Origin of the sequence: Terracoccus luteus (assembly GCF_003635045.1) — a bacterium.
Classification (GTDB): domain Bacteria; phylum Actinomycetota; class Actinomycetes; order Actinomycetales; family Dermatophilaceae; genus Terracoccus; species Terracoccus luteus.
Genome location: NZ_RBXT01000001.1, coordinates 3,881,331 through 3,902,693 on the forward strand (window position 1 = coordinate 3,881,331; position 21,363 = coordinate 3,902,693).

Here is a 21,363-nt window from a genome sequence, read left to right on the forward strand (position 1 = left end):
GGGCGAAGGGATGTAAGGATGGGTCGGTTGGCCGCTGCCGCGAGGCGGTGCCGCGCCCCCGACCGCGAAGGAGCTTCTGTGCTGGCGACCTACCGACCTCTCTTCGAGGTGCCGGGGGCCCGCGTCTTCATCACAGGGGGAATGATCGCGCGCTCGGCGGGCGCGATGTTCGGGGTGGCGACCGTCGCGATGGTGGCGGCCCGGCGCGGCTCGTACGAGCTGGCCGGCGCGGTGCTCGCCGTCGGCATGGTGGCGCTCGCGCTCTTCGCACCGGTGCTCGGCCGGCTCGTCGACCGCTACGGCCAGCGGCGCATCGCCATCCCGTTCTTCATCTGGTCGGGCTTCTGGGCGCTCATGACGGTGCTCACCTCGCTGCTCGACTGGCCCGCGTGGCTGCTGTTCATCACCTACCCGCTCATGGGCGCCATCCCGAACCTCGGCACGATGGCGCGGGCGCGGTGGTCGCACATCTTCGCGCACGACCCGCGGCGGCTGCACACGGCGATGTCCTTCGAGCAGGTCATGGAGGAGGTCACCTTCGTCATCGGCCCGGTGCTCGCGGTGTGGCTGGCGACGACGCTCTTCCCCGAGGCCGGGTTCGTCTTCGCGGCGCTCTGCTACGGCGTCGGCGTCGTCGTCTTCATCTCGGCCCGCTCGACCGAGCCGCCCGTCGTGCCACACCACGAGCGGCCGACCCTCTCGGCCCACCGCGTCCCGGGGCTCGTGCCGCTCGCCTTCATCATGGTCATGACCGGCGCCATCTTCGGCACCAACCAGGTCGTCACCCTCGCCGTCTCGGAGGCGGCCGGGGCCAAGGACGCCGCCGGGCCGATCCTGGCCCTCTACGCCGTCGGGTCGGCGCTCGCCGGCCTGTGGTTCGGCGGCCGGTCGCACGGCCGCAGCCTCGTCAAGCTGCTCGTCACCGGCACCGCCGGGATGGTCGTGCTCGAGTCGCCGGTGCTGCTGGCGGGGGAGAACATCGGCCTGCTGGCCTTCTTCATGCTCTTCGCCGGCATCGCGACGGCGCCCACCCTCATCACGGTGATGAACCTCATCGAGCGCATCACGCCGAAGGCCCAGATGACCGAGGGCATGACCATCGTGCTCACCGGTCTCATCGTCGGTATCGCCGCCGGGTCGGCGGTCTCGGGCGCTGTCGTCGACCGGGTCGGCGCGTCGGCGGGCTACGGCGTGGCCGTCGTGGCCGGCCTCTTCGCCCTGCTCATGGCGCTCGGCACGCGGCAGTTCCTCACCCGCAAGGACCTCGCCCACCTGCGCTGACGGCGCGGCCGGCCGGGCCACCCGGCATCCGGACGCGGGGTGCCGGACGCACGCACCCCTCCGGCCCGAGCCGCGTCGGGTGCGGTGGGGCAGACTCGCGAGGTGGCAACCTCCTCCTCCTCCTCGCCCCGCCGCGCGCTCGGTCCGTCGTCCCGAGGCGTGGTCCCCCCGTTCCAGGTGATGGACGTGCTCGACCGCGTCGCCGTCCTGCGGGCGCAGGGCCGCGACGTCGTGTCGCTCTGCGCCGGCGAGCCCGCGGGCGGGGCCCCGACGCTCGTGTCGGAGGCCGCGGCCGCCGTGCACGCCTCCCGGCGGCCACTGACCTACACGTCGGCCCTCGGCACCCACGAGCTGCGCGCCGAGATCGCGGCCCACTACCGGCGCTGGTACGGCCTCGACCTCGACCCGGCCCGCGTGGCCGTCACGACGGGCTCGTCGGGCGGCTTCGTGCTCGCCTTCCTCGCCGCCTTCGAGGCGGGCGACCGGGTCGCGCTGGCCCGGCCGGGCTACCCCGCCTACCGAAACATCCTGCGCGCCCTCGGCTGCGAGGTGGTCGAGGTCGACTGCGGCCCGGAGACCCGCTTCCAGCCCACCCCCGAGCAGCTGGATGCCGTGGAACGTGGCGGACCGCTCGCGGGCCTCGTGCTCGCCTCGCCCGCCAACCCGACGGGCACGATGGTCGACCGCGACGAGCTCGCGGCGCTCACGACCTGGTGCCGTGACCGGGGGGTGCGCCTCGTCAGCGACGAGATCTACCACGGCGTGACCTACCCGGAGCCGGGCGCCGCCACCGTCGACCCGCGCGGCGTCTGTGCGCTCGAGGGCGACCCGACGGCGGTCGTCGTCAGCTCGTTCTCGAAGTACTGGGGCATGACGGGGTGGCGGCTCGGCTGGCTCGTGCTCCCGGAGGACCTCGCCCGGCCGGTCGACGCCCTCGCCGGCAACGTCGCGCTGTGCCCGCCGGCCCCGGCCCAGTACGCGGCGGTGGCGGCCTTCGCCGAGGATTCGTACCGCGAGTGCGACGCCGCCGTGGCCGAGTTCGCCGCGACGCGGGCGCTGCTGCTGGCCAGCGCCGACCGTCTCGGCTGGGGCCCGGCGGCCCCGCCCGACGGCGCCTTCTACTACTGGGCCGACCTCGGCCCGCAGCTCGGGCGCTGGGGAGGGTCGGCCGCCTACGCGTCGGCCCTGCTCGAGCAGGCCGGCGTCGCCGTGACGCCCGGGGGCGACTTCGACGACCGCACCGGCGGCCGCTACGTGCGGCTCAGCTTCGCCGCCGGCCCGTCCGCCGTGGCCGAGGCGGTCGCCCGCATCGAGGCGTTCCACGCCGCCACGTAAGGGCCCGGATGCCGGAACCGCCGCGCCCCCGGGGAACAGCGGGGGCGCGGCGGTCGATCGGGGTGGCGACTGACCTCTCGGTGCGGTCTATCTGGCCTTTCGACGGGTGTCAGGCGGCGGCCGGGGCGACGACCGGGGCGTCGGGACGCCGCGACCCGGCATCCATGTGCCCGTCCTGCTCCGGCGTCGGCCGGGTGGTCGCCCCGCCGTGGCGGCGCAGCGCGCCCCGCAGCCGCCACGCGCCGTAGACGGCGGTGAGGCTGATGACGACGTGCATGACGAGGAAGCCGTTCGCGAGGCCGGCGCCCAGCAGCGCCCCGGCGACGAGCGGGCCGAGGGCCGAGAACGTCGTCTGGATGGCGGTGAACGTGCCGAGCGTCGTGCCGACCATGCCGGCCGGCGCGAGGCTGGCCGTCAGCGGGTTGAGCACCGGGGCGTACATCGTCTCGCCCACGGCGAAGATGCCGAAGGTCGTGACGAAGAGGGCCGAGGCGATGGCCGGCTCGAGCTGGGCGACCGACAGCACGACCCACGACAGGGTCCAGATGCCGCCGACGACCATGAGCAGCGACGGGGCGCTGCGCTTGGCGGTGAGGCGCACGACGACGACCTGCAGGGCGACGATGACGAGGCAGTTGACGGCGGCGGCGAGGCCGATGGTCGACTCGCGCACGTCGAGGACGGTGAGGGCGTACGCCGGCAGCCCCGACTCGAACTGGGCGTAGAAGCCGAGGGCGAGGGTGACGGTGACGAGCGCGGTCCAGCGCAGCGCGGGCACCGCGAAGATGCGGCGCAGCCCGTCGAGCACGCCGACGCGGTCGACGGCGTCGCCGGCCGACCGCCCGGCGGTGGCCCCAAGCTCGCTGTCGGCGAGCGACGGCGCACCGACGCCGGCGACATAGATGAGGCCGGCCGACAGGGCGAAGCCCACGCCCGCCGCGACGAAGGCCCACGTCATGCCGTCGGGGCGCGAGAGGTCGACGAGCTGCCCGGCGACGAACGCACCCACGGCCATGCCGACCGCCTCGGCGGTGAACTTGTAGGCGAACACCTTGCGACGGTCCTCGGCGCGCACCCAGCGCAGCACGAGCACGGATGCCGCGGGGGTGGCCGCCGTGAGGCCGAGCCCGAAGACGAACATGCCGGTGAAGAAGGCCGCCGGCGAGTCGGCGAGCACGAGGCCGCCCACGCCGACGGCCGCGACGAGCTTGGCCGTCACCGCGACGACGACCGGGTCGAAGCGGTCGGCGAGGCGGCCGCCGATGGGGGCGGCGACGAGCGCCCCGACCGAGAACAGGGTGCTGGCCAGGGCCGCCGCGAGGGCGCCCCAGCCGCGGGTGTTGGCCGCGTACGCGTACTGGTAGGGCAGCACGGTGCCCCAGCCGAGCATGCCGATGGCGGAGGCGAGGATGAGGATCTTGGTGCGCACGGGTCTCACACCCTTTCGTGGTGTCGGGTCGGTGGTGTCTGCGGTGTCTGCGGTGTCGGCGGCTGCGTCGGGCCGGAGGGCTCCGGGCACGACGACGGCCCGGCCTCGGCCGGGTGGCTGTCGACGTCGCGGTCAACGGTGGCGTCGGCTCGATTATTTCGATATCGAACTTCGCTTTCGAAATATTAGCATTCGAAGCGAGCGTGCGACAATCGCGTATGGCCGCTGCCCGTCGACGCTCGATCCGGGACCAGCACGCCCAGGACGTCGCCACCTACGTGGCCGCCGGTGGCGAGGAGTCGGTGCAGCGGGTCATCACCGGCCTCTACGCCGTCACGCGCAAGCTCGACCAGTGGTACCAGCGCCAGTTCGTCGACCTCAGCCTCAGCCAGGGGGAGTGGGCGGTGCTCTCGGCCCTGGCCCGCGCCCCCGAGGGGTGCCTGACGCCCAGCCACCTCGCCGACCGCTCGAGCGTCGCGCCCTCGTCGATGACGCACCGGCTCGACAAGATGAGCGCCCGGGGCCTGCTCGAACGACGCCCCGACGAGGCCAACCGCACCCGCACCCTCGTCTCGCTCACCGACGACGGGTGGGCCCTGTTCAGCACGGCCATCCGCGAGGCGAACGTCGTCGAGAGCGAGACCCTCGCCGCCCTGAGCGACGCCGAGCGGCACGAGCTGGCCCGGCTGCTCGAGGCGGTCATCACCGGACTCGACGACTCCGAGGGCTGAGCCCGCGCGGCGTCGCGCGTACGGTCGGGACATGAGCACCCAGGCCGGCTCACCGGCATCCGAGCACCCCGTCACCCTCGTCACCGGCACGTCGAGCGGCATCGGCCTGCACGCCGCGGTCGAGCTCGCCCGCCGGGGGCACACCGTCGTCGCGACGATGCGCGACACGGCCCGGTCGGGGGCGCTCGAGGAGGCGGCCCGTGCGGCGGGCGTGACCCTCGACGTCCGGGCGCTCGACGTCGTCGACCACGAGGCGGCGCGGGCGTGCGTCGAGGCCGTCGTCGCCGACCACGGGCGCCTCGACGTGCTGCTCAACAACGCCGGCCGGGGGGCCGTCGCCACCGCCGAGCAGCTCACCGTCGAGCAGGTGCGCGACCAGCTCGAGCTCAACTACGTCGCGCCGGTACACCTGACCCAGGTCGCGCTCCCGCACCTGCGGGCCCGGGGCGGCGGTCGGGTGCTCACGGTCACGAGCGTCGGCGGGGTGGTCGGCCAGCCCTTCGCCGACGCCTACTGCGGGGCCAAGTTCGCCGTCGAGGGCTTCATGCAGTCGCTCGCGCCGGTCGCCCAGGCCCTCGGGGTGTGGGTGAGCGTCGTCGAGCCGGCCGCGGTGGCCAGCGACTTCGTCGGCAACGTCGACCGGCCGGCGGCGGGGTCCGCCGACGGGAACACCGACGGGAACACCGACGGGGGCGACGCCGCCGATGTGGGCGACCCCTACGCCGGGCTGCTCGGGGCCTACCTCGAGCGCACCGCGGGGGCCTTCGACTCCGCCCAGAGCGCGCAGGACGCCGGTGTCGCCGTGGCCGACGCCTGCACGGCGACGGCCTACCGGTTCCGCTGGCAGACCTCCGAGGCGGCTGAGCGCTTCGTCGGCCTCTCGCTCGGCGACCTCGACGGCGAGCGCGTGCTCGGCGCCACCCGCACCTGGCTGGGGTGACGGGCATCGGGTCGGGCATCGGGTCGGGCTCACGGTCGGGCTTCTCCTAGGCTCGGCGGATGAGCTACGCCCGACCGGTGCCGACGATCGGTGACCGCTCCTCGGCCGCCGAGCGCGCCGGTGCCCCCGACGGGTGGGCCCTGCCGGCGGCCGACGTCGCCGCCCTCGAGCGTGTGGTCGCCGCCCGACGCGACATCCGTCGCTACCGTCCCGACCCCGTCCCGGATGCCGTCCTGCGCGCCGTGCTCGAGGCCGGGCACCGCGCCCCGTCCGTGGGTCACTCCCAGCCCTGGCGCTTCGTCGTCGTCACCGAGCAGGCGACCCGCGACGCCGCCGCAGTCCTGGCCGACCGCTGCCGGCTGCAGCAGGCGGCTGGCATGGCGCCGGAGTCGGCGCGGGGGCTGCTCGACCTGCGGCTCGAGGGCATCCGGGAGGCGCCCCTCGGGGTCGTCGTCGCCTGCGACCGGCGCACCGCGGCGGCCGGCGTGCTCGGGCGCGCCACCTTCCCGGACGCCGACCTGTGGTCGTGCGCGGCCGCCATCGAGAACATGTGGCTGACGGCCCGGGCCCACGGCCTCGGCCTCGGCTGGGTCACCCTCTTCGAGCCCACCGACCTCGCCGGGCTGCTCGGCCTGCCCGACGGCGTCGAGACGCTCGGCTGGCTGTGCCTCGGCTGGCCCGACGAGCGTCCGCCCGAACCGGGCCTGCAGCGAGCCGGGTGGTCGCGGCGCCAGCCCCTCGACGACGTCGTCATGCACGAGCGGTGGCGCGAGGCCCCCGCGCCGGTCTCCCACCTGCGCGCACCCGGACCGCAGGAGGTCGTGCACGCCCGCGACCGGGCCGACGACCTGCTCACCGCGCCCGGCTCGCTCGGCGTGCTCGACACCGTCCTCGACCGGGTCGAGGCGCTCGGCGCCGCGCCCGGGCCGGGGACCCTCGTCGTCGCGGCCGCCGACCACCCGGTCGTCGCCCACGGGGTCAGCGCCTTCGCCGCGTCGGTCACGGCCGACGTCGTGCGCGCCACCCGGGAGGGGGTGTCGATGGGGGCCGTCGCGGCCCGGGCGTCCGGCCTGTCCGTGCGCCTCGTCGACGCCGGGGTGGGGGAGGCGGCCGCCGGGCGCGGCGACCTCGTGCACGCCGACGCGCTCGACGTCACGACCGCCGACGCTCTCGTCGACCGGGGCCGCCGGCTCGGGGCCGAGCTGGCACCACAGGGCCTCGTCGCGCTCGGCGAGGTGGGCGTCGGCAACACGACCGTCGCGGCGGCGGTGGCGGCCGCGCTGCTCGACCTCCCGGCATCCGAGGTCGTCGGGCGGGGCTCGTCGGCCGACTCCGACATGGTGGCGCGCAAGACCGACGTCGTCCAGCACGCCCTCGCGCGTGTGGCCGCCACCGGCGGTCTCGGGCACCCCCTCGACGTGCTGCGACGGCTCGGCGGTGGTGAGCTCGCCGTGCTCGCCGGCGTCACCCTCGGGGTGGCCGAGAGCGGTGGGGTCGTCGTGCTCGACGGGCTCGCCACCGCCGTCGCGGCGCTCGCCGTCGTGCGCGCCGAGCCGGCGGTCGCGGCCCACCTCGTCGCGGGCCAGCGCTCGCGCGAACGGGCCCACGCCGCGGTGCTGCGCGAGCTCGGTCTCGAGCCCCTGCTCGACCTGCGCCTGCGCGCCGGCGAGGGGGTGGGGGCCGCCCTCGCGGCCGGGCTGCTGCACTCCGGCCGGGCCCTGCGCGCCGACGTCGCGCGCACCCGGCCCGCCACCACGCATCCCGCCACGGGTCTCGCCGTCGATCGCGCCCCGGCCCCCTCGCCGGGCACCTCCTCGGGCGACTGACTGGGCCCCCTTCGACCGGCCGGCGCACGGCCGGCGCGGCGGGGGCGGAGTTGAGGCACGCCCGGGCCCGGCCTAGGTTGCTGTGGCGACTTGGCGCCGATGCCCCGCTCGGGGGCCGATGGGAGAGACATGTCCGCCAGCACGCAGCCACGCCCGCCGGGTCCGCCGGCCGGCACCGATGCGGCTCCGGGTGACCGGGCCTTCTTCGGCCACCCCAAGGGACTCTCGACCCTCTTCTTCGTCGAGCTGTGGGAGCGCTTCTCCTACTACGGGATGCGCGCCATCCTGCTGTTCTTCCTCACCGCGACCGCGGCGGACGGCGGGCTCGGCATCGACGAGACGACCGGTGCCGCCGTCGTCGCCATCTACGGCGCGTCGGTGTACCTGCTGTCGATCATCGGCGGCTTCACCGCCGACCGGCTGTTCGGCGCCCGGCTCTCGACCCTGTACGGCGCCGTCGTCATCATGGCCGGCCACCTCTGCCTCGCCGTGCCGGCGACCGCGACGGCGTGGGTCGGCATCGCCCTCGTCGCCCTCGGCACCGGCCTGCTCAAGCCGAACGTCTCGGCGATGGTCGGCACGCTCTACAAGCCCGAGGACCCGCGGCGCGACGGCGGCTTCTCGATCTTCTACATGTCGATCAACATCGGCTCGTTCTTCTCCCCGCTCGTCGTCGGGGCGCTGCGCGAGGCGTACGGCTTCCACGCCGGCTTCTCGGCCGCCGCGGTCGGCATGGCCATCGCCATCGTCTTCTTCGTCGTGGGCCGCAAGGCGCTCGGCCGCCGGGTCGACGACGTCCCCAACCCGCTGCGCCCCGACGAGCGGCGCCAGCTGGGTCTCGTCGTCGTCGCGATCCTCGTCGCCTTCGCCGTGCTCGTCGTGCTCGCCGGCCTGTGGCGCGACACCGTGCTCGACCAGGTCATCGACGCGATCTCGATCGTCGCGGTGCTGACGCCCGTCGCCTACTTCACGATGATGTTCCGCAGCCCGAAGGTCGAGCGCGAGGAGAAGTCGCACCTGCTCGCCTACCTGCCGCTGTGGATCGGCGCGATGCTCTTCTGGATGATCTTCGAGCAGGCCGCCGGCAAGATGGCCCTCTTCGCCCAGAACAACACGGTGAAGGAGACCGCCGGGGTCGGCGTCAACCCGGAGTGGTTCCAGTCGATCAACCCGCTCGCCATCGTGCTGCTCGCGCCCGTCTTCGGCTGGATCTGGACCAGGCGCGCCGGCCGCTCGCCGTCGACGCCGATGAAGTTCGTGCTCGGCGTCACGATCATCGGGCTCTCGGCCCTCGTCATGTCGTGGGCCTTCGCGACCTTCCAGGGCAACACGGCGCCGGTCTACATCCTCGGTGGCGTCTTCGTCATGCAGACCGTCGCCGAGCTCTGCCTCTCGCCCGTCGGGCTGTCGGCGACGACCCGGCTCGCGCCCAGGGCCTTCGCGAGCCAGGCGATGGCGCTGTGGTTCCTCGGCACGGCGGCCGGGCAGGCCATCGCAGCCCAGCTCATCCAGGCCTTCGCCGGCCTCAGTGACGCGACCTACTACCTCGTCAACGCGGTCATCACCCTCGTCGTCGCGGGCGTGCTCTTCGCGCTCGTGCCGTGGATCCGCCGCAGGATGGCCAGCGCCGAGGTGCACACCGGGGCCGTGACGACCTCCGCCCACTGACCCCGCCCCCGGCCGGCCTGCCGGGTCGCCGGGCGAACACACCGAGCAATGTGCGGTTCCACGAGTTGCAACACGCGGATCTGCTCATTGCTCGGTGTGTTTCGCGGGTGGGGCGCGATCGGGCAGGGCGGCGGATGCCGGGGGGCCGGCCTGTCAGCGGAAGCGGGCCGCGAACCCGCCGGGTGTCAGGCCGGTCGCGAGGCGGAAGTCGCGGGTGAAGTGGGCCTGGTCGGCGTACCCGAGCTCGGCTGCGATCGTGGCCAGCCCGGCATCCGGGTCGCGCAGGCGGTCGGCGGCCTCCTGCAGCCGGCGCCGGCGGATCAGCCACTTCGGCCCCAGCCCGATGCGCTTGTGCAGCAGCCGCTGCAGGGACCGCTCACCGAGTCCGAACCGCTCGCACAGCTCGTCGACGCGCAGCAGCCCGGGCGAGGTCTCGACGTGCTCGACGAGGGCGTTGACGAGCCGGCCCTCGTCGTCGACCGGCAGCAGCGGCCGCAGCGCGTCCTCGACGAGGTCGCGGGCCTCCGCCTGGGCCGACGGGTCGGTGGGGTCGGGTGACATGACCTGGCGCAGCCGCCCGGTCAGCCGCGCGCCGTCGACTGCCGGCACGAGCGACCGATCGGCGAGGTCGACGTGCCGGTCGGTGAGCCGCCGCACCGGCACCCCGCTGACGAGGTGGCCGGCCGCCGGCTGCAGCATGACCCCGACCGCCCAGCCGCGACCGGTCAGTGTGGTCGCCGACGTGCCCCGTGAGACGCCGTAGAGCCGCGCGTACGTGTTCGACACGACGACGAGGCAGACGGGGTACTGCAGCACCCGTTGCTCGGAGGCGGCTCCGTCGGGGACGTCCCACACCGGCATCCAGAAGCGGCGCACGAGGTCGGCGACGTCGGGCGACGGACCCGACCGCGCGATCTCGAAAGTGTGGTCGGCGGGGTCGACGAGGTGGGCCCGCTCGACGTCGTCGCGGGTCGACACGTGCCCCGCGCCGGCCGGTGTCACCACGTGTCGGAAAGTATCAAGACCGCGCGCCCGGCACGGCCCTAGCGTCACCGGCATGACGACAGACACCACCGAGACCACCGAGAAGACGCCGCCGACGCAGCCGGATGCCGGTGTGCCGGCCGAGTACGGACGCCTGGCCGACCCCTTCGGCGCGGTCGTCGAGCGCGTGCCCGACGGGACGTGGTCGGCGCCCAGCCCGTGCGACGGCTGGACCGCCGCCGACGTGCTCGACCACGTCGTCGGCACCCAGCGCGACTTCCTCACGCAGCGGGGCGTGCTCGACGACCCGACGGCCGACCACGTCGACGGTGGGCCGGCGCGACGCTGGCGGGCGCACGACGACCTCGTGCGCGGCCTGCTCGCCGACCCGGGGGTGGCCGGCCGCGAGTACGACGGCGTCTTCGGACGCACCACCGTCGGCGCCTCGATGCTCGCGTTCTACGGCTTCGACCTCGTGGTGCACCGGTGGGACATCGCCACCGCCGCCGGCCTCGAGGCCCACCTCACCCCTGACGAGATCGCGCTGCTCGACCGGGCGGCCGACGGGTTCGGCGAGCACCTGTACGACGACGGCGTCTGCCGCCCGGCGCTCGACGTGCCGCCCGACGCGACGGCGGAGCAGCGCGTCCTCGCCCGGCTGGGCCGCCGCGCCTGAGCCCGACAGGGGAGGGGCCTCAGCCGGTCCAGAGGTACTCGACCTCGGGGCGCCCGGCCCCGGCGTAGCGCGACCGGCGCTCGGCCCGCCTGGTCTCGCAGAGGTACTCGGCGTAGCGCCGGGCGGTGACCCGGCTGACGCCGAGGGTGTCGGCGAGCTCGGAGGCCGACCGGCCGGCATCCGCCCCGCTCAGGGCCCGGGAGGTGCGGGCCAGCAGCTCCTCGCCCATGCCCTTCGGCAGGCGGGTGTCGGCGGCGGTGCGCGCGCCGGCGAAGACCTCGTCGACCTCGGCCTGCGTGCCGAGGCGGGCGCCGTCGGCGAGCTGCTCGCGGTAGGCACGGTAGGCGAGCAGCCGGTCGCGCAGGGTGGCGAAGACGAAGGGCTTGAGCAGGTACTGCACGACACCGAGCGAGACCGCGGAGCGCACGACGTCGAGGTCGCGGGCCGAGGTGACGGCGATGACGTCCGTGCGGTGGCCGGCCGCGCGCAGCGCCCGCACGATGTCGAGGCCGTGCCGGTCGGGCAGGTTCATGTCGAGCAGCACGACGTCGACGGGGGAGCCCGGGGTCTGCTCCGACAGCACCCGCATCGCGTCGCGGTTGGTGCCGACCGTGGCCACGACGGTGAAGCCCTCGACCCGTTCGACGTAGGCGGTGTGCGCCTCGGCGGCGATCGGCTCGTCCTCGACGACGAGCACCCGGAGGTCACCTGCGGGCACGCTCGGCCTCCGGTCGCCGGGTGACGGGCCAGGATGCCGGCGTGGCGCCCGCCGTCGGCGGTGCGGGCAGGCGCACCGTGAACACGGCGCCGGGCGGGCCGCCGACCTCGAGCCGGCCGCCGAGCCGGGCCACCGACTGCGCGACGAGGGCGAGGCCGAGCCCGCGGCGCCCGGCGACGCCGTCCGCCTTCGTCGAGAACCCCCGCCGGAAGACCTCGTCGGCCGCCCCGGGCGGCAGTCCCGGCCCCGAGTCGGCGACGACGAGCACCGCGGTGTCGCCGGGGCCGCCGAGCCCGTCGTCGACCGGGCCGGCCACGACGTGGGCGTCGAAGGACACGCGACGCGGCCGACCGGCATCCACCTGCGCCACCGCGTCGAGGGCGTTGTCGACGAGGTTGCCGACGATGGTGACGACGTCGCGGGTGGGCGCGACACCGGCGGGCCAGTGCGCGCCGGGGGCGATCTCGAAGTCGATGCCGCGCTCGTGCGCCTCGGCGGCCTTGCCGAGCAGCAGGGCGGTGAGGGCGGGCTCGTCGACGGCGCCGACGACCTTGTCGGTCAGGCCCTGCGAGACCTGCAGCTCGTCGGTCGCAAAGGCGAGCGCCCGCTCGGTGTGACCGAGCTCGATGAGGCTGACGATGGTGTGCAGCCGGTTCGAGGCCTCGTGCGCCTGCGAGCGCAGCGCCTCGGTGAGGCCCCGGGCCGAGTCGAGCTCACCCGTGAGCGCCTCGAGGTCGGTGCGGTCGCGCAGGGTCGTCACGTGCCCGAGCAGGCGGCCCTCCCACCGGGCCGGGCCGGTGTTGACCACGAGCACCCGGGCGGCGGTGACGTGCAGCTCGTCCTCGTGCTCCCCGTCGCCGGCCAGCGCGGCGGCCAGCGGCTCGGCGAGGCCGAGGTCGCCGACCGGCCGACCCACGGCCGCGTCGGGCAGGTCGAGCAGGCGGCGGGCCTCGTCGTTGGCGAGGCGCAGCCGCCCGTCGAGGTCGGTGATGACCAGGCCCTCGCTCACGGCGTGGAGCACGGCGTCGTGGTACTCGTACATCTCACGCAGCTGGCGCTCGTCGAGCCCGTGGGTCTGTCGGCGGATGCGCCGCGCGACGAGGGCGGTGCCCAGCCCGGAGACCATCGCCGCGGCGAGGCCGGCGAGCAGCAGCCCCGGCAGCTGGGCGCTGACCTGCTCCCCGACCGCGGCCTTGCGGATGCCGACGGAGACGAGGCCGTCGACGGCGCCGGCCGCGTCGCGCACCGGCACGACGACGCGGGCCGAGGGGCCGAGCGTGCCGGTGTACTCCTCCTGCACGACGCCGCCCTGCTGGGCCGCCTCGATGTGGCCGAGGAAGCGACCGCCGATCTGCCTCGGGTCGGGGTGGGTGTAGCGGATGCCGTCGCGGCTCATGACGACGACGAAGTCGGTGTCGGACTCGCGGCGCACGGTCTCGGCGTACCCCTGCAGGACCGCGCTCGCGGTCGCCGGCCGGGTCACGGCCTGGCGTACCTCGGGGGTGGCGGCGACGGTGTCGGCCACGGCGACGGCGCGGGCGAAGGCCTCGTGGTCGGCGGCCCGGTTGGCCTGCACCCACACCCCGACGAGGCCGGCGACGACGACGACCACCGCCAGCCCCACCTGCAGCGCGAATGTCTGCCGGGCCACGCTCCAGCGCGCCGGGGTCACGCCGACCCGCGACGCGCCGAGAACTCAATGAACACAACCGTGAATCTAGTCACCGGGAGGGGCACTCTGGTCAGATCAGATCGGTGGGGCCGCTCGACGGGCCCACCCGGACCATGGAGGTCTCCGTGAGCAGCACCGCCGACAGCGCCGTCGACACCTCGACGAAGCGCCGCGACAGAACCCACTTCCTGTACATCGCCGTCATCGCCGCCATGGTGCTCGGCATCATCACCGGGGCGCTGTTCCCCGAGCTCGGCAAGAACCTCAAGCCGCTCGGCGACACCTTCGTCAGCCTCATCAAGATGCTCATCGCCCCGATCATCTTCTGCACGATCGTGCTCGGCGTCGGGGCGGTGCGCAAGGCGGCCCAGGTGGGCAAGGTCGGCGGTCTCGCCCTCGGCTACTTCATCGTCATGTCGACCTTCGCGCTGGCCGTCGGCCTCGTCGTCGGCAACTTCGTGCAGCCCGGCGAGGGTCTGACCATCCCGACCACCCCCACGGCCGCCCCGGCCGAGAGCAAGACGACGGTCGAGTTCCTGCAGGGGCTCATCCCCGACACCCTGCTGTCGTCGCTGACGTCGGGCGAGGTGCTGCAGGCCCTCTTCGTCGCCCTGCTCGTCGGCTTCGCGCTGCAGAAGATGGGCAAGGCGGGCGAGCCGATCCTCACCGGCATCAAGCACATCGAGCGGCTCGTCTTCCGTCTCATGGCGATGGTCATGTGGGCCGCCCCGATCGGTGCCTTCGGCGCCATGGCCGCCCTCGTCGGCGCGACGGGCCTCGGGGCGCTGAAGAACCTCGCCCTGCTCATGATCGCCTTCTACGTCACGTGCATCGTCTTCGTCTTCCTCATCCTCGGCACGGTGCTGCGCATGGTCACCGGCTTCGGCGTGTGGTCGCTGCTGAAGTACCTCGGCCGCGAGTTCCTGCTCATCCTCTCGACGTCCTCCTCGGAGTCGGCGCTGCCGCGTCTCATCGCCAAGATGGAGCACCTCGGCATCTCCCGCCCCGTCGTCGGCATCACGGTCCCGACCGGCTACTCGTTCAACCTCGACGGCACGGCGATCTACCTGACGATGGCGAGCCTGTTCATCGCCGAGGCCATGGACAAGCCGTTCAGCATCGGTGAGCAGATCTCCCTGCTCGTCTTCATGATCATCGCGAGCAAGGGCGCGGCCGGCGTCAGCGGCGCCGGCATCGCGACCCTGAGCGCGGGCCTGCAGTCGCACCGGCCCGACCTCGTGCCCGGCGTCAGCATCATCCTCGGCATCGACCGCCTCATGAGCGAGGCCCGTGCGCTCACGAACTTCGCCGGCAACGCCATCGCCACCGTCGTCATCGGCACGTGGGTCGGCGAGATCGACAAGGAGAAGGCGGCTCGCGTGCTCGCCGGCCAGGACCGCTTCGACGAGGCGAGCATGCTCGACCACGAGGACGACCCGGCCGTGGGCGACGACGGCGTCCCGCCCGACCGCGAGCCCGCGCTCTCCGGCGGCCCGCGCTGACCCGCCCGCACGTCGCACCGACGTCGGCGGTGACGAAGCGGTAACGCTTCGACTGTGTCGCACCTCACGCCCCCTCTTCGGAGGGGCGTGAGTCGTGTTGCGGCACAACCGAACTCGAGGATGCCGCGTGGTGTGCCGTCGCGCCGACGCGGGCGTGGGTACGGGGTCCCGCTTTGCGCGACGGAGGCCGTCGTGGGCACAGTGGTCAGCTGAGAGACACCGCACCTGACTGATGTGAACCGCGACGTGAGGAGAAGGGCGCCGCTCGGCGGCGCCCGTGACCGTATGCCTGAGACGACGAAGCAGCACCCCGTGAAGGACGCCCTGCGCCACCGGCTGCGACTGCCGGAGCCGCGCCACCCGGCCCTCGAACCGCCACCCGTCGACCACGAGGAGACCGGGCACCCGAGGCTCGACAAGGTCGTCTTCGGCGTGGCCGCCGCGGTCGCGGTCGGGTTCGTCCTCTGGGGGGCGCTGTCGACGCAGACCCTCGCCAGCAGCGCCGAGTCCGGCCTCGACTTCGTCGTTCACAACACCGGCTGGCTCTTCTCGCTCGTCGCCACCGGGTTCGTCGTCTTCGTCATCTGGCTCGCCGCCAGCCGCTACGGCAACATCCCGCTGGGCGGCGACGGGGAGCGCCCCGAGTTCCGCACCTCGTCGTGGATCGCGATGATGTTCTCCGCCGGCATGGGCATCGGCCTGATGTTCTACGGCGTCACCGAGCCGCTCAGCCACCTCGTGACCCCGCCCCCGGGTACGGGCGGCCCCGGTGAGGACGCCGTGCAGACCGCGATGGCGACGACGATGTTCCACTGGTCGCTGCACCCGTGGGCGATCTACGCCGTCGTCGGGCTGGCCGTGTCCTACGGCGTGTTCCGCAAGGGCCGCACCCTGCTCATCAGCTCGGCGTTCGCGCCGCTCATCGGGGCACGTCGGGCCGCCGGCCCGGCCGGCCGCGTCATCGACATCTTCGCGATCTTCGCGACGCTCTTCGGCTCGGCCACCTCGCTCGGGCTCGGCGCCCTCCAGATCAGCTCGGGCCTCGAGATCGTCGGTGGCTGGGGCCCGCTCGGCAACGGCGCCCTCGTCGGCATCATCGCCGTGCTCACCGTCTGCTTCATCCTCTCGGCCGTCTCCGGCGTCGCCAAGGGCATCCAGTGGCTCTCGAACATCAACATGGTGCTCGCGCTCGCCCTGGCCTTCTTCGTCTTCGTCGTCGGCCCGACCGTCTTCATCCTCAACCTGCTGCCGACGACGATCAGCGCCTACGTCAGCGACCTCGCGGTCATGTCGGCCCGCACCGACGCCTCGAGCGCCGAGGGGGTCCGCGACTGGCTCGCCACGTGGACGATCTTCTACTGGGCCTGGTGGGTCAGCTGGACCCCGTTCGTCGGCATGTTCATCGCCCGCATCTCGCGCGGCCGCACCATCCGGCAGTTCGTCTCCGGCGTCCTGCTCGTCCCGTCGGTCGTCTCGCTCGTGTGGTTCGCCATCTTCGGAGGCACCGGCATCGAGCAGCAGCAGAACGGCCTCGACCTGGCCGGCGCCGCCAGCTCGGAGGGCACGCTCTTCGCCATGCTGGCCAACCTCCCGTGGTCGACGCTCACCTCGATCGTCGTCATGGTCCTCGTCGCCATCTTTTTCGTGTCCGGGGCCGACGCCGCCTCGATCGTCATGGGCACCCTCTCGGAGCGCGGCGTCCTCGAGCCGAACAAGCGCACCGTCGTCTTCTGGGGCGCGGCCACCGGTGCCGTCGCCGCGGTCATGCTGCTCATCGGCGGGTCCGACGCGTTGTCGGGCCTGCAGAACGTCACCATCGTGGCCGCGCTGCCGTTCCTGCTCGTCATGGTCGGTCTCGCGGTGGCGCTCGTGAAGGACCTGAGCCACGACCCGCAGGTCGTGCGTCGCCAGTACGCCGCCGCGGCGGTCGAGCACGCCGTCGTCGCCGGTGTCAGCGAGCACGGCGACGACTTCTCGCTCACCGTGCAGGAGACCGCCCCCGGGGAGGGCGTCGGCGAGCTGGTCGCGACCGAGCCGGTGAGCGTGGAGAGCGTCGACGAGGTCCGCGGCCCCGAGCAGCGGAGCGGTTCGCACCGCCCGGACGCGTCGGCCGAGGCCGGATCGCCCGGTCAGGTGTCGTCAGCAGTGTCGTCAGAGGGGTCGTCGGAGGAGTCGGAGCCCGTCAGGGCCTGATGACCCGCCGCTCGATGGCGGCGGCCACCGCACCGGCCCGCGTGTCGACGCCGAGCTTGGCGTAGACATGCGAGAGGTGCGACTTCACGGTGGCCTCCGACACAAGCAGGCGGCGCGCCATCTCGCGGTTGCCGAGCCCCTGCGCCAGCAGCTCGAGCACCTCGACCTCCCGCTCGGTGACGGCGGGGGCGGGGGAGGCAGCCCGCCGCACGAGCATCCGGGCCACCGTCGGGGCGAGCACCGTCTCGCCCCGGGCGGTGGCCCGGATGCCGTCGAAGAGCTCGCGGGGCGGGGCGTCCTTGAGCAGGTAGCCCGTCGCCCCCGCGTCGAGCACCCGCAGCACGTCGGCCTCGGTGTCGTACGTCGTCAGCACGAGCACGTGCGGCGCCGGGTCGAGGGCCCGGACGCGGGCCGTCGCCTGCACGCCACCGGTGGCCCCGCCCGGCCCGTCGCCGAGGCTGAGGTCCATGAGCACGACGTCGGGCCGCTCGAGGGTGGCGGCCCGCACCGCCTCGTCGGGGGTGGCGGCCTCGCCGACGACCTCGAGGTCGTGCTGGCCCTCGACGAGCGCCCGCAGCCCGGCGCGCACGACCGGGTGGTCGTCGACGAGCACGATGCGCACCGTGGGGGGCAGGGCGTCGGCGTTCACGAGGCCGCCGGCGCGAGAGGCAGGGCGACCGACACGGTCGTGCCGTCGCCGGGGGACGACTCCACGGCGACGCGCCCGCCGAGCAGCTCTGCCCGTTCCCGGATGCCGAGCAGCCCGTGGCCGCGTTCGCCGGCCGGGTGCGTGGCGGGGCCGACGACGCCCCCGGGCAGCCCGCGCCCGTCGTCACGCACGTCGAGCAGCACCTCGTCGGGCAGGTAGGTGATGCTGACGACGGCCCGCGCCGCACCCGAGTGCTCGACGACGTTGGCCAGCGCCCCGCGGGCGGTGCGCAGCACGGCGGCGGCCACCTCGGGCGGCACCGGCACGACGTCCCCGTGCACGCGCACGTCGACGGCGACGCCGTGGCCGTCGGTGCGGGCCACCCGATCGAGGGCCGCCGGCAGTGCCGCCCCGGTGTCGTCGTCCGCGAGCTCGGCGGGGGCGAGGTCGCGGACGACACGCCGCACCTCGTCGAGGCCCTCACGGGCGGTCGCCGCGGCGGTGCCGACGTGGGCCCGGGCGGCGTCGGGGCGGTTCTCCCAGCTCTGCTCGGCCGCCTGCAGCAGCAGGTTGATGCTCGAGAGGCCCTGGCCCACGGAGTCGTGGATCTCCCGGCTGAGCCGGGTGCGCTCGGCCAGCGCGCCAGCACGCCGTTGGGCCGCGGCGAGGTCGGCCTGGGCGTCGGTGAGCTCGTCGATGAGGCGCTGACGCTGGCGCGCCTGCGTCTCGAGGGCGCGGAAGGCCATGACCGTGACGAGCGCGATGCCGACCGGGCCGGCGACGACCGTCGGGTCGAGCGCGGTCGTGATGCGCGACCACGCGACCCCCACGAGGGCCGTCATCGCGACGACTACCACGAGGGCCGCGGAGAAGGGCAGCACCTGCAGCACCGCGAAGGCGATGGGCACGGCGGTCCAGGCGAAGGACGGGGCCACGACCGTCAGGGCGGCCCAGAGCACGACGAGGAGCACGACCCAGCCGGTGGGCCCGCTGCGGTGCCGGGCGGCGAGCGGCCGCGCCGTGTACGCGACCGCGAGCCCGGCGGCGCCCGCGAGCACGAAGGCGGCCGACGCGTCGAGGCCGTGGCGGTCGACGTAGCGCAGCGCGCAGACGAGCAGCAGCGCGACGAGCACGCCGTGCAGGAGCCGGTCGAGCCGGGCGTCGGGCACGAGGATGCCGTGGGCACCCGCCCGCCCACCGGCATCCGGCCGCCCGGTCGTCGTCGCCATGGTGACCCAGCGTACGGACGGGGCGGCGACCTCGGCATCATCCGATCGGCTACCGAGGTCGAGCCGATCGCCCGACGCCACGGTCGTCTGTCGAGGCGAGGCTGGTGGTGACCCGATCGACCGACCGAGAAGGACCGCCATGAAGCGCCTCACCGCCGCCCTCGCCCTGCCCGTCGTCGCCGCCGTGCCGCTGCTCGCCGCGCCGACGACGACCTCCGCCGCCCCCGTGTCCACCGCGACCGCCGCGACCATGACGACCGCGACCACCGGTGGCCTGCCGACGACCTACCGCCTGCAGGGCGACGAGGGGGGCTCGAAGTTCGAGGGCATCGGGGCCGACCCGCGGAGCGGGCTGTTCTACGTCAGCGAGACGACCGGCGGCGAGATCCACCGTGGGCACGCCCTGCGCAGGGGGACGCAGCAGTGGCTGACCGGCGACGGGACCGACGGTCGCCACACCGCCCGCGGTGTCACGGTCGACGGCGCCGGGCGGGTGTACGTCGCCGGCGGCCCGAACGGCATCGGCACCGGTCGGCCCGACCTGTGGGTGTACTCGCCCGACGGCACCCTCCTCGCGGCGCTGCGGGCGCCCGCCGACGACGTCTTCCTCAACGACGTCGTGATCGGGCCCGACGGTGCCGCGTACTTCACGAACTCGAACGCGCCGCAGGTGTTCCGGGTCGCCCGTGGGGCCGACGGCTGGGGGGTGGAGCTCTGGGCCGACGCGACGGGCACCGTTCCCCGGGCCGACGGCTTCAACCTCGGCGGCCTCGTCGTGACCGCCGACCGGCGCGCCCTCGTCGTGGCCCAGGGCTACACCGGGGCGCTCTGGCGCGTCGACCTGCGCTCGCGCGCCGTCACCCCGGTCGACACCGGTGGCGCCGACCTCGTCGACGCCGACGGCCTCGTGCGCCAGGGCGGCCGGCTGCTCGTGGTGCGCAACTTCTCGCGTTCGCTCGCGACCCTCACGCTGTCGGCCGACGGACGCCGGGCCCGTCTGCTCTCGCAGCAGGCCACCGACCCGACACGGGTGCTGACGACGGCGGCGAGCCTCTGGGGCCGGGTGCTCTACGTCGACAGCAAGTTCGACGAGTCCGTGGCCGCGCCGCCCTACGAGGTCGTCACCCGGCCGGTGGCACGATGAGGCGCGTGACGAGGGCAGCGGTGGCCGCGGGCGCGCTGACGGCGACGCTGCTCGCCGGCTGCTCCACCCCGACGCCCGACCCCACCGCCGGAGGACCCGTGGGCACCGCCTCGGCGCCGGACCCGACCCCCTCGACCGCCTCGACCTCGGCCGTCCCCTCGAGCTCGGCCGTCCCCTCGCCGTCGGCGACGGCCACGTCCCCGGCGGCGCCCGGCGCGACGGCATCCGCGACGTCCGCTCCCGGTGCGGAGCTCTCGGCGGCCGAGCAGGCGGCCCTCGACGGCAGGCTGCGCGCCGCCGCGTGGAAGGACGACGTGCGGGCCGCGCGTGACCTGGTCCGGCGCGGCGCGGACGTCGACGCCAAGGACGACACCGACCAGTCGGCCTACCTCGTGGCGGCGAGTGAGGGGTACCTCGACCTGCTCGAGCTCACGCTGGACGCCGGTGCCACCGTCGACGACAAGGACGGTTGGTACGGGACCGCGCTCATCCGCGCCGCCGAGCGCGGCCACGCCCTCGTCGTCGGCCGGCTGCTGCAGGCGGGCATCGACCGTGACCACGTCAACCGCATCGGGTACCAGGCCGTGCACGAGGCGGTGTGGCTGGGCGAGGACACGCCGGGCTACGTCGACACCGTGCGGGTGCTCGTCGCCGGCGGGGTCGAGCTCGAGACCCCCTCGCGCACCGAACGGCTCACGCCGCTGCAGATGGCCCGTGAACGTCGCTACCCCACCCTCGAAGGAGTGCTCGTGAAGGCCACCGACGACGACCGTGACGTCAGCGCCGCCGACGCCGACCGCGTGCTGCTCGAGGCCGCGGCGTCCGGCGACGCCGACCGCGCCGCCCGCGCGCTGCGCGCCGGCGCCGACCTCGAGACGCGCGACGACCGCGACCGCACGCCGCTGCTGCTCGCGGTGACGGGCGACCACGTCGAGGTGGCCCGGGTGCTCGTCGCGATGGGCGCCGACCCCGACGCCCTCGACGACCGGCACGACACGCCGTGGCTCGTCACAGGCGTCACCGGCAGCGTGGCCATGCTCCAGACCCTGCTGCCCGCCGGGCCCGACCTCACGGTGCGCAACCGGTACGGCGGGGTGTCGGTCATCCCGGCCAGCGAGCGCGGCCACGCCGACTACGTCGAGCGGGTCGTCGAGACCGGGATCGACGTGGACCACGTCAACGACCTCGGCTGGACCGCCCTGCTCGAGGCCGTCATCCTCGGCGACGGCGGCCCGGCCCACCAGCGCATCGTGCGCACGCTGCTCGCCGCCGGGGCCGACCCCGGTCTCGCGGACCGCGACGGGGTCACGGCCCTGCAGCACGCCCGGTCGAAGGGCTACGCCGAGATCGTGCGCATCCTCGAGGGGGCCTGACTCCGTCTCGGGT

17 protein-coding genes are annotated in these 21,363 nt (G+C 74.4%); 11 read left to right on the plus strand and 6 right to left on the minus strand.

What is annotated here, in order from left to right; translation table 11 throughout:
* Positions 1–78: 78 nt before the first annotated feature.
* Positions 79–1,281, plus strand: a complete 1,203-nt coding sequence (locus DFJ68_RS17450; protein WP_121034828.1) for an MFS transporter — start codon at positions 79–81, stop codon at positions 1,279–1,281.
* 180 nt (positions 1,282–1,461) lie between these two features.
* On the plus strand, positions 1,462–2,616 hold the full coding sequence (locus DFJ68_RS17455) for an aminotransferase class I/II-fold pyridoxal phosphate-dependent enzyme (protein WP_121034829.1): 1,155 nt from the start codon (positions 1,462–1,464) through the stop codon (positions 2,614–2,616).
* Positions 2,617–2,725: 109 nt separating this feature from the next.
* Here the strand turns inward: DFJ68_RS17455 and DFJ68_RS17460 are convergent, their stop codons facing one another.
* Positions 2,726–4,045, minus strand: coding sequence for an MFS transporter (locus tag DFJ68_RS17460; RefSeq protein WP_121034830.1), 1,320 nt, complete (start codon positions 4,043–4,045; stop codon positions 2,726–2,728).
* Positions 4,046–4,263: 218 nt separating this feature from the next.
* Here DFJ68_RS17460 and DFJ68_RS17465 point away from each other — a divergent pair, with 218 nt between their 5' ends.
* The 4 genes from DFJ68_RS17465 to DFJ68_RS17480 all read left to right on the plus strand — a co-directional run bounded on the left by DFJ68_RS17465 (position 4,264) and on the right by DFJ68_RS17480 (position 9,210).
* Entirely contained in the window at positions 4,264–4,776 is a 513-nt protein-coding gene (locus tag DFJ68_RS17465; protein WP_121034831.1) for a MarR family winged helix-turn-helix transcriptional regulator, read from the plus strand.
* A 31-nt stretch (positions 4,777–4,807) separates the two neighbouring features.
* Complete coding sequence (locus tag DFJ68_RS17470; RefSeq protein WP_121034832.1) at positions 4,808–5,716, plus strand: SDR family NAD(P)-dependent oxidoreductase; 909 nt, start codon at positions 4,808–4,810, stop codon at positions 5,714–5,716.
* A 59-nt stretch (positions 5,717–5,775) separates the two neighbouring features.
* Entirely contained in the window at positions 5,776–7,542 is a 1,767-nt protein-coding gene (gene bluB / locus DFJ68_RS17475) for a 5,6-dimethylbenzimidazole synthase (protein ID WP_121034833.1), read from the plus strand.
* A gap of 129 nt (positions 7,543–7,671) precedes the next feature.
* A complete protein-coding gene (locus DFJ68_RS17480; protein ID WP_121034834.1) occupies positions 7,672–9,210 on the plus strand; it encodes a peptide MFS transporter in 1,539 nt (512 codons plus the stop codon).
* A 153-nt stretch (positions 9,211–9,363) separates the two neighbouring features.
* Here DFJ68_RS17480 and DFJ68_RS17485 read toward each other — a convergent pair whose 3' ends face one another.
* Entirely contained in the window at positions 9,364–10,215 is an 852-nt protein-coding gene (locus DFJ68_RS17485) for a helix-turn-helix domain-containing protein (RefSeq protein ID WP_245963723.1), read from the minus strand.
* 52 nt (positions 10,216–10,267) lie between these two features.
* Between DFJ68_RS17485 and DFJ68_RS17490 the strand changes: the two genes are divergently transcribed.
* Positions 10,268–10,870, plus strand: a complete 603-nt coding sequence (locus DFJ68_RS17490) for a TIGR03086 family metal-binding protein (RefSeq protein WP_121034836.1) — start codon at positions 10,268–10,270, stop codon at positions 10,868–10,870.
* A 19-nt stretch (positions 10,871–10,889) separates the two neighbouring features.
* Here DFJ68_RS17490 and DFJ68_RS17495 read toward each other — a convergent pair whose 3' ends face one another.
* Both DFJ68_RS17495 and DFJ68_RS17500 read right to left on the minus strand, forming a co-directional pair.
* Positions 10,890–11,588 carry a response regulator gene (locus DFJ68_RS17495; RefSeq protein ID WP_121034837.1) on the minus strand — a complete coding sequence of 233 codons (699 nt, stop codon included), beginning with the start codon at positions 11,586–11,588 and terminating at the stop codon, positions 10,890–10,892.
* Positions 11,575–13,239: a sensor histidine kinase gene (locus DFJ68_RS17500; protein ID WP_121034838.1), complete on the minus strand. Its 1,665-nt coding sequence runs from the start codon at positions 13,237–13,239 to the stop codon at positions 11,575–11,577. Before DFJ68_RS17500 ends, DFJ68_RS17495 begins: the two co-directional genes overlap by 14 nt.
* A gap of 134 nt (positions 13,240–13,373) precedes the next feature.
* Between DFJ68_RS17500 and DFJ68_RS17505 the strand changes: the two genes are divergently transcribed.
* The gene (locus DFJ68_RS17505; protein WP_121034839.1) at positions 13,374–14,762 is read left to right on the plus strand and encodes a cation:dicarboxylate symporter family transporter; all 1,389 of its coding nucleotides are present in this window, start codon (positions 13,374–13,376) and stop codon (positions 14,760–14,762) included.
* 312 nt (positions 14,763–15,074) lie between these two features.
* Positions 15,075–16,955: a BCCT family transporter gene (locus DFJ68_RS17510; protein WP_420823664.1), complete on the plus strand. Its 1,881-nt coding sequence runs from the start codon at positions 15,075–15,077 to the stop codon at positions 16,953–16,955.
* Here the strand turns inward: DFJ68_RS17510 and DFJ68_RS17515 are convergent.
* Entirely contained in the window at positions 16,945–17,604 is a 660-nt protein-coding gene (locus DFJ68_RS17515; protein WP_245963724.1) for a response regulator, read from the minus strand. The genes DFJ68_RS17510 and DFJ68_RS17515 overlap by 11 nt on opposite strands.
* Positions 17,601–18,833: a sensor histidine kinase gene (locus DFJ68_RS17520; protein ID WP_121035496.1), complete on the minus strand. Its 1,233-nt coding sequence runs from the start codon at positions 18,831–18,833 to the stop codon at positions 17,601–17,603. The genes DFJ68_RS17515 and DFJ68_RS17520 overlap by 4 nt, the downstream gene beginning before the upstream one ends.
* A 139-nt stretch (positions 18,834–18,972) precedes the next feature.
* Here DFJ68_RS17520 and DFJ68_RS17525 point away from each other — a divergent pair, with 139 nt between their 5' ends.
* Positions 18,973–19,977, plus strand: a complete 1,005-nt coding sequence (locus tag DFJ68_RS17525; RefSeq protein WP_211333418.1) for an SMP-30/gluconolactonase/LRE family protein — start codon at positions 18,973–18,975, stop codon at positions 19,975–19,977.
* A 5-nt stretch (positions 19,978–19,982) separates the two neighbouring features.
* Positions 19,983–21,350 carry an ankyrin repeat domain-containing protein gene (locus tag DFJ68_RS18895; protein WP_245963725.1) on the plus strand — a complete coding sequence of 456 codons (1,368 nt, stop codon included), beginning with the start codon at positions 19,983–19,985 and terminating at the stop codon, positions 21,348–21,350.
* The last annotated feature ends 13 nt before the right edge of the window (positions 21,351–21,363 follow it).

Excerpts from the sequence above, each read along its gene's own strand:
- DFJ68_RS17455 (WP_121034829.1), top strand. The coding sequence starts at position 1,462 with ATGGACGTGCTCGACCGCGTCGCCGTCCTGCGGGCGCAGGGCCGCGAC.
- DFJ68_RS17465 (WP_121034831.1), top strand. The coding sequence starts at position 4,264 with ATGGCCGCTGCCCGTCGACGCTCGATCCGGGACCAGCACGCCCAGGAC.
- DFJ68_RS17470 (WP_121034832.1), top strand. The coding sequence starts at position 4,808 with ATGAGCACCCAGGCCGGCTCACCGGCATCCGAGCACCCCGTCACCCTC.
- bluB (WP_121034833.1), top strand. The coding sequence starts at position 5,776 with ATGAGCTACGCCCGACCGGTGCCGACGATCGGTGACCGCTCCTCGGCC.
- DFJ68_RS17480 (WP_121034834.1), top strand. The coding sequence starts at position 7,672 with ATGTCCGCCAGCACGCAGCCACGCCCGCCGGGTCCGCCGGCCGGCACC.
- DFJ68_RS17490 (WP_121034836.1), top strand. The coding sequence starts at position 10,268 with ATGACGACAGACACCACCGAGACCACCGAGAAGACGCCGCCGACGCAG.
- DFJ68_RS17505 (WP_121034839.1), top strand. The coding sequence starts at position 13,374 with ATGGAGGTCTCCGTGAGCAGCACCGCCGACAGCGCCGTCGACACCTCG.
- DFJ68_RS17520 (WP_121035496.1), bottom strand. The coding sequence starts at position 18,833 with ATGGCGACGACGACCGGGCGGCCGGATGCCGGTGGGCGGGCGGGTGCC.
- DFJ68_RS17525 (WP_211333418.1), top strand. The coding sequence starts at position 18,973 with ATGAAGCGCCTCACCGCCGCCCTCGCCCTGCCCGTCGTCGCCGCCGTG.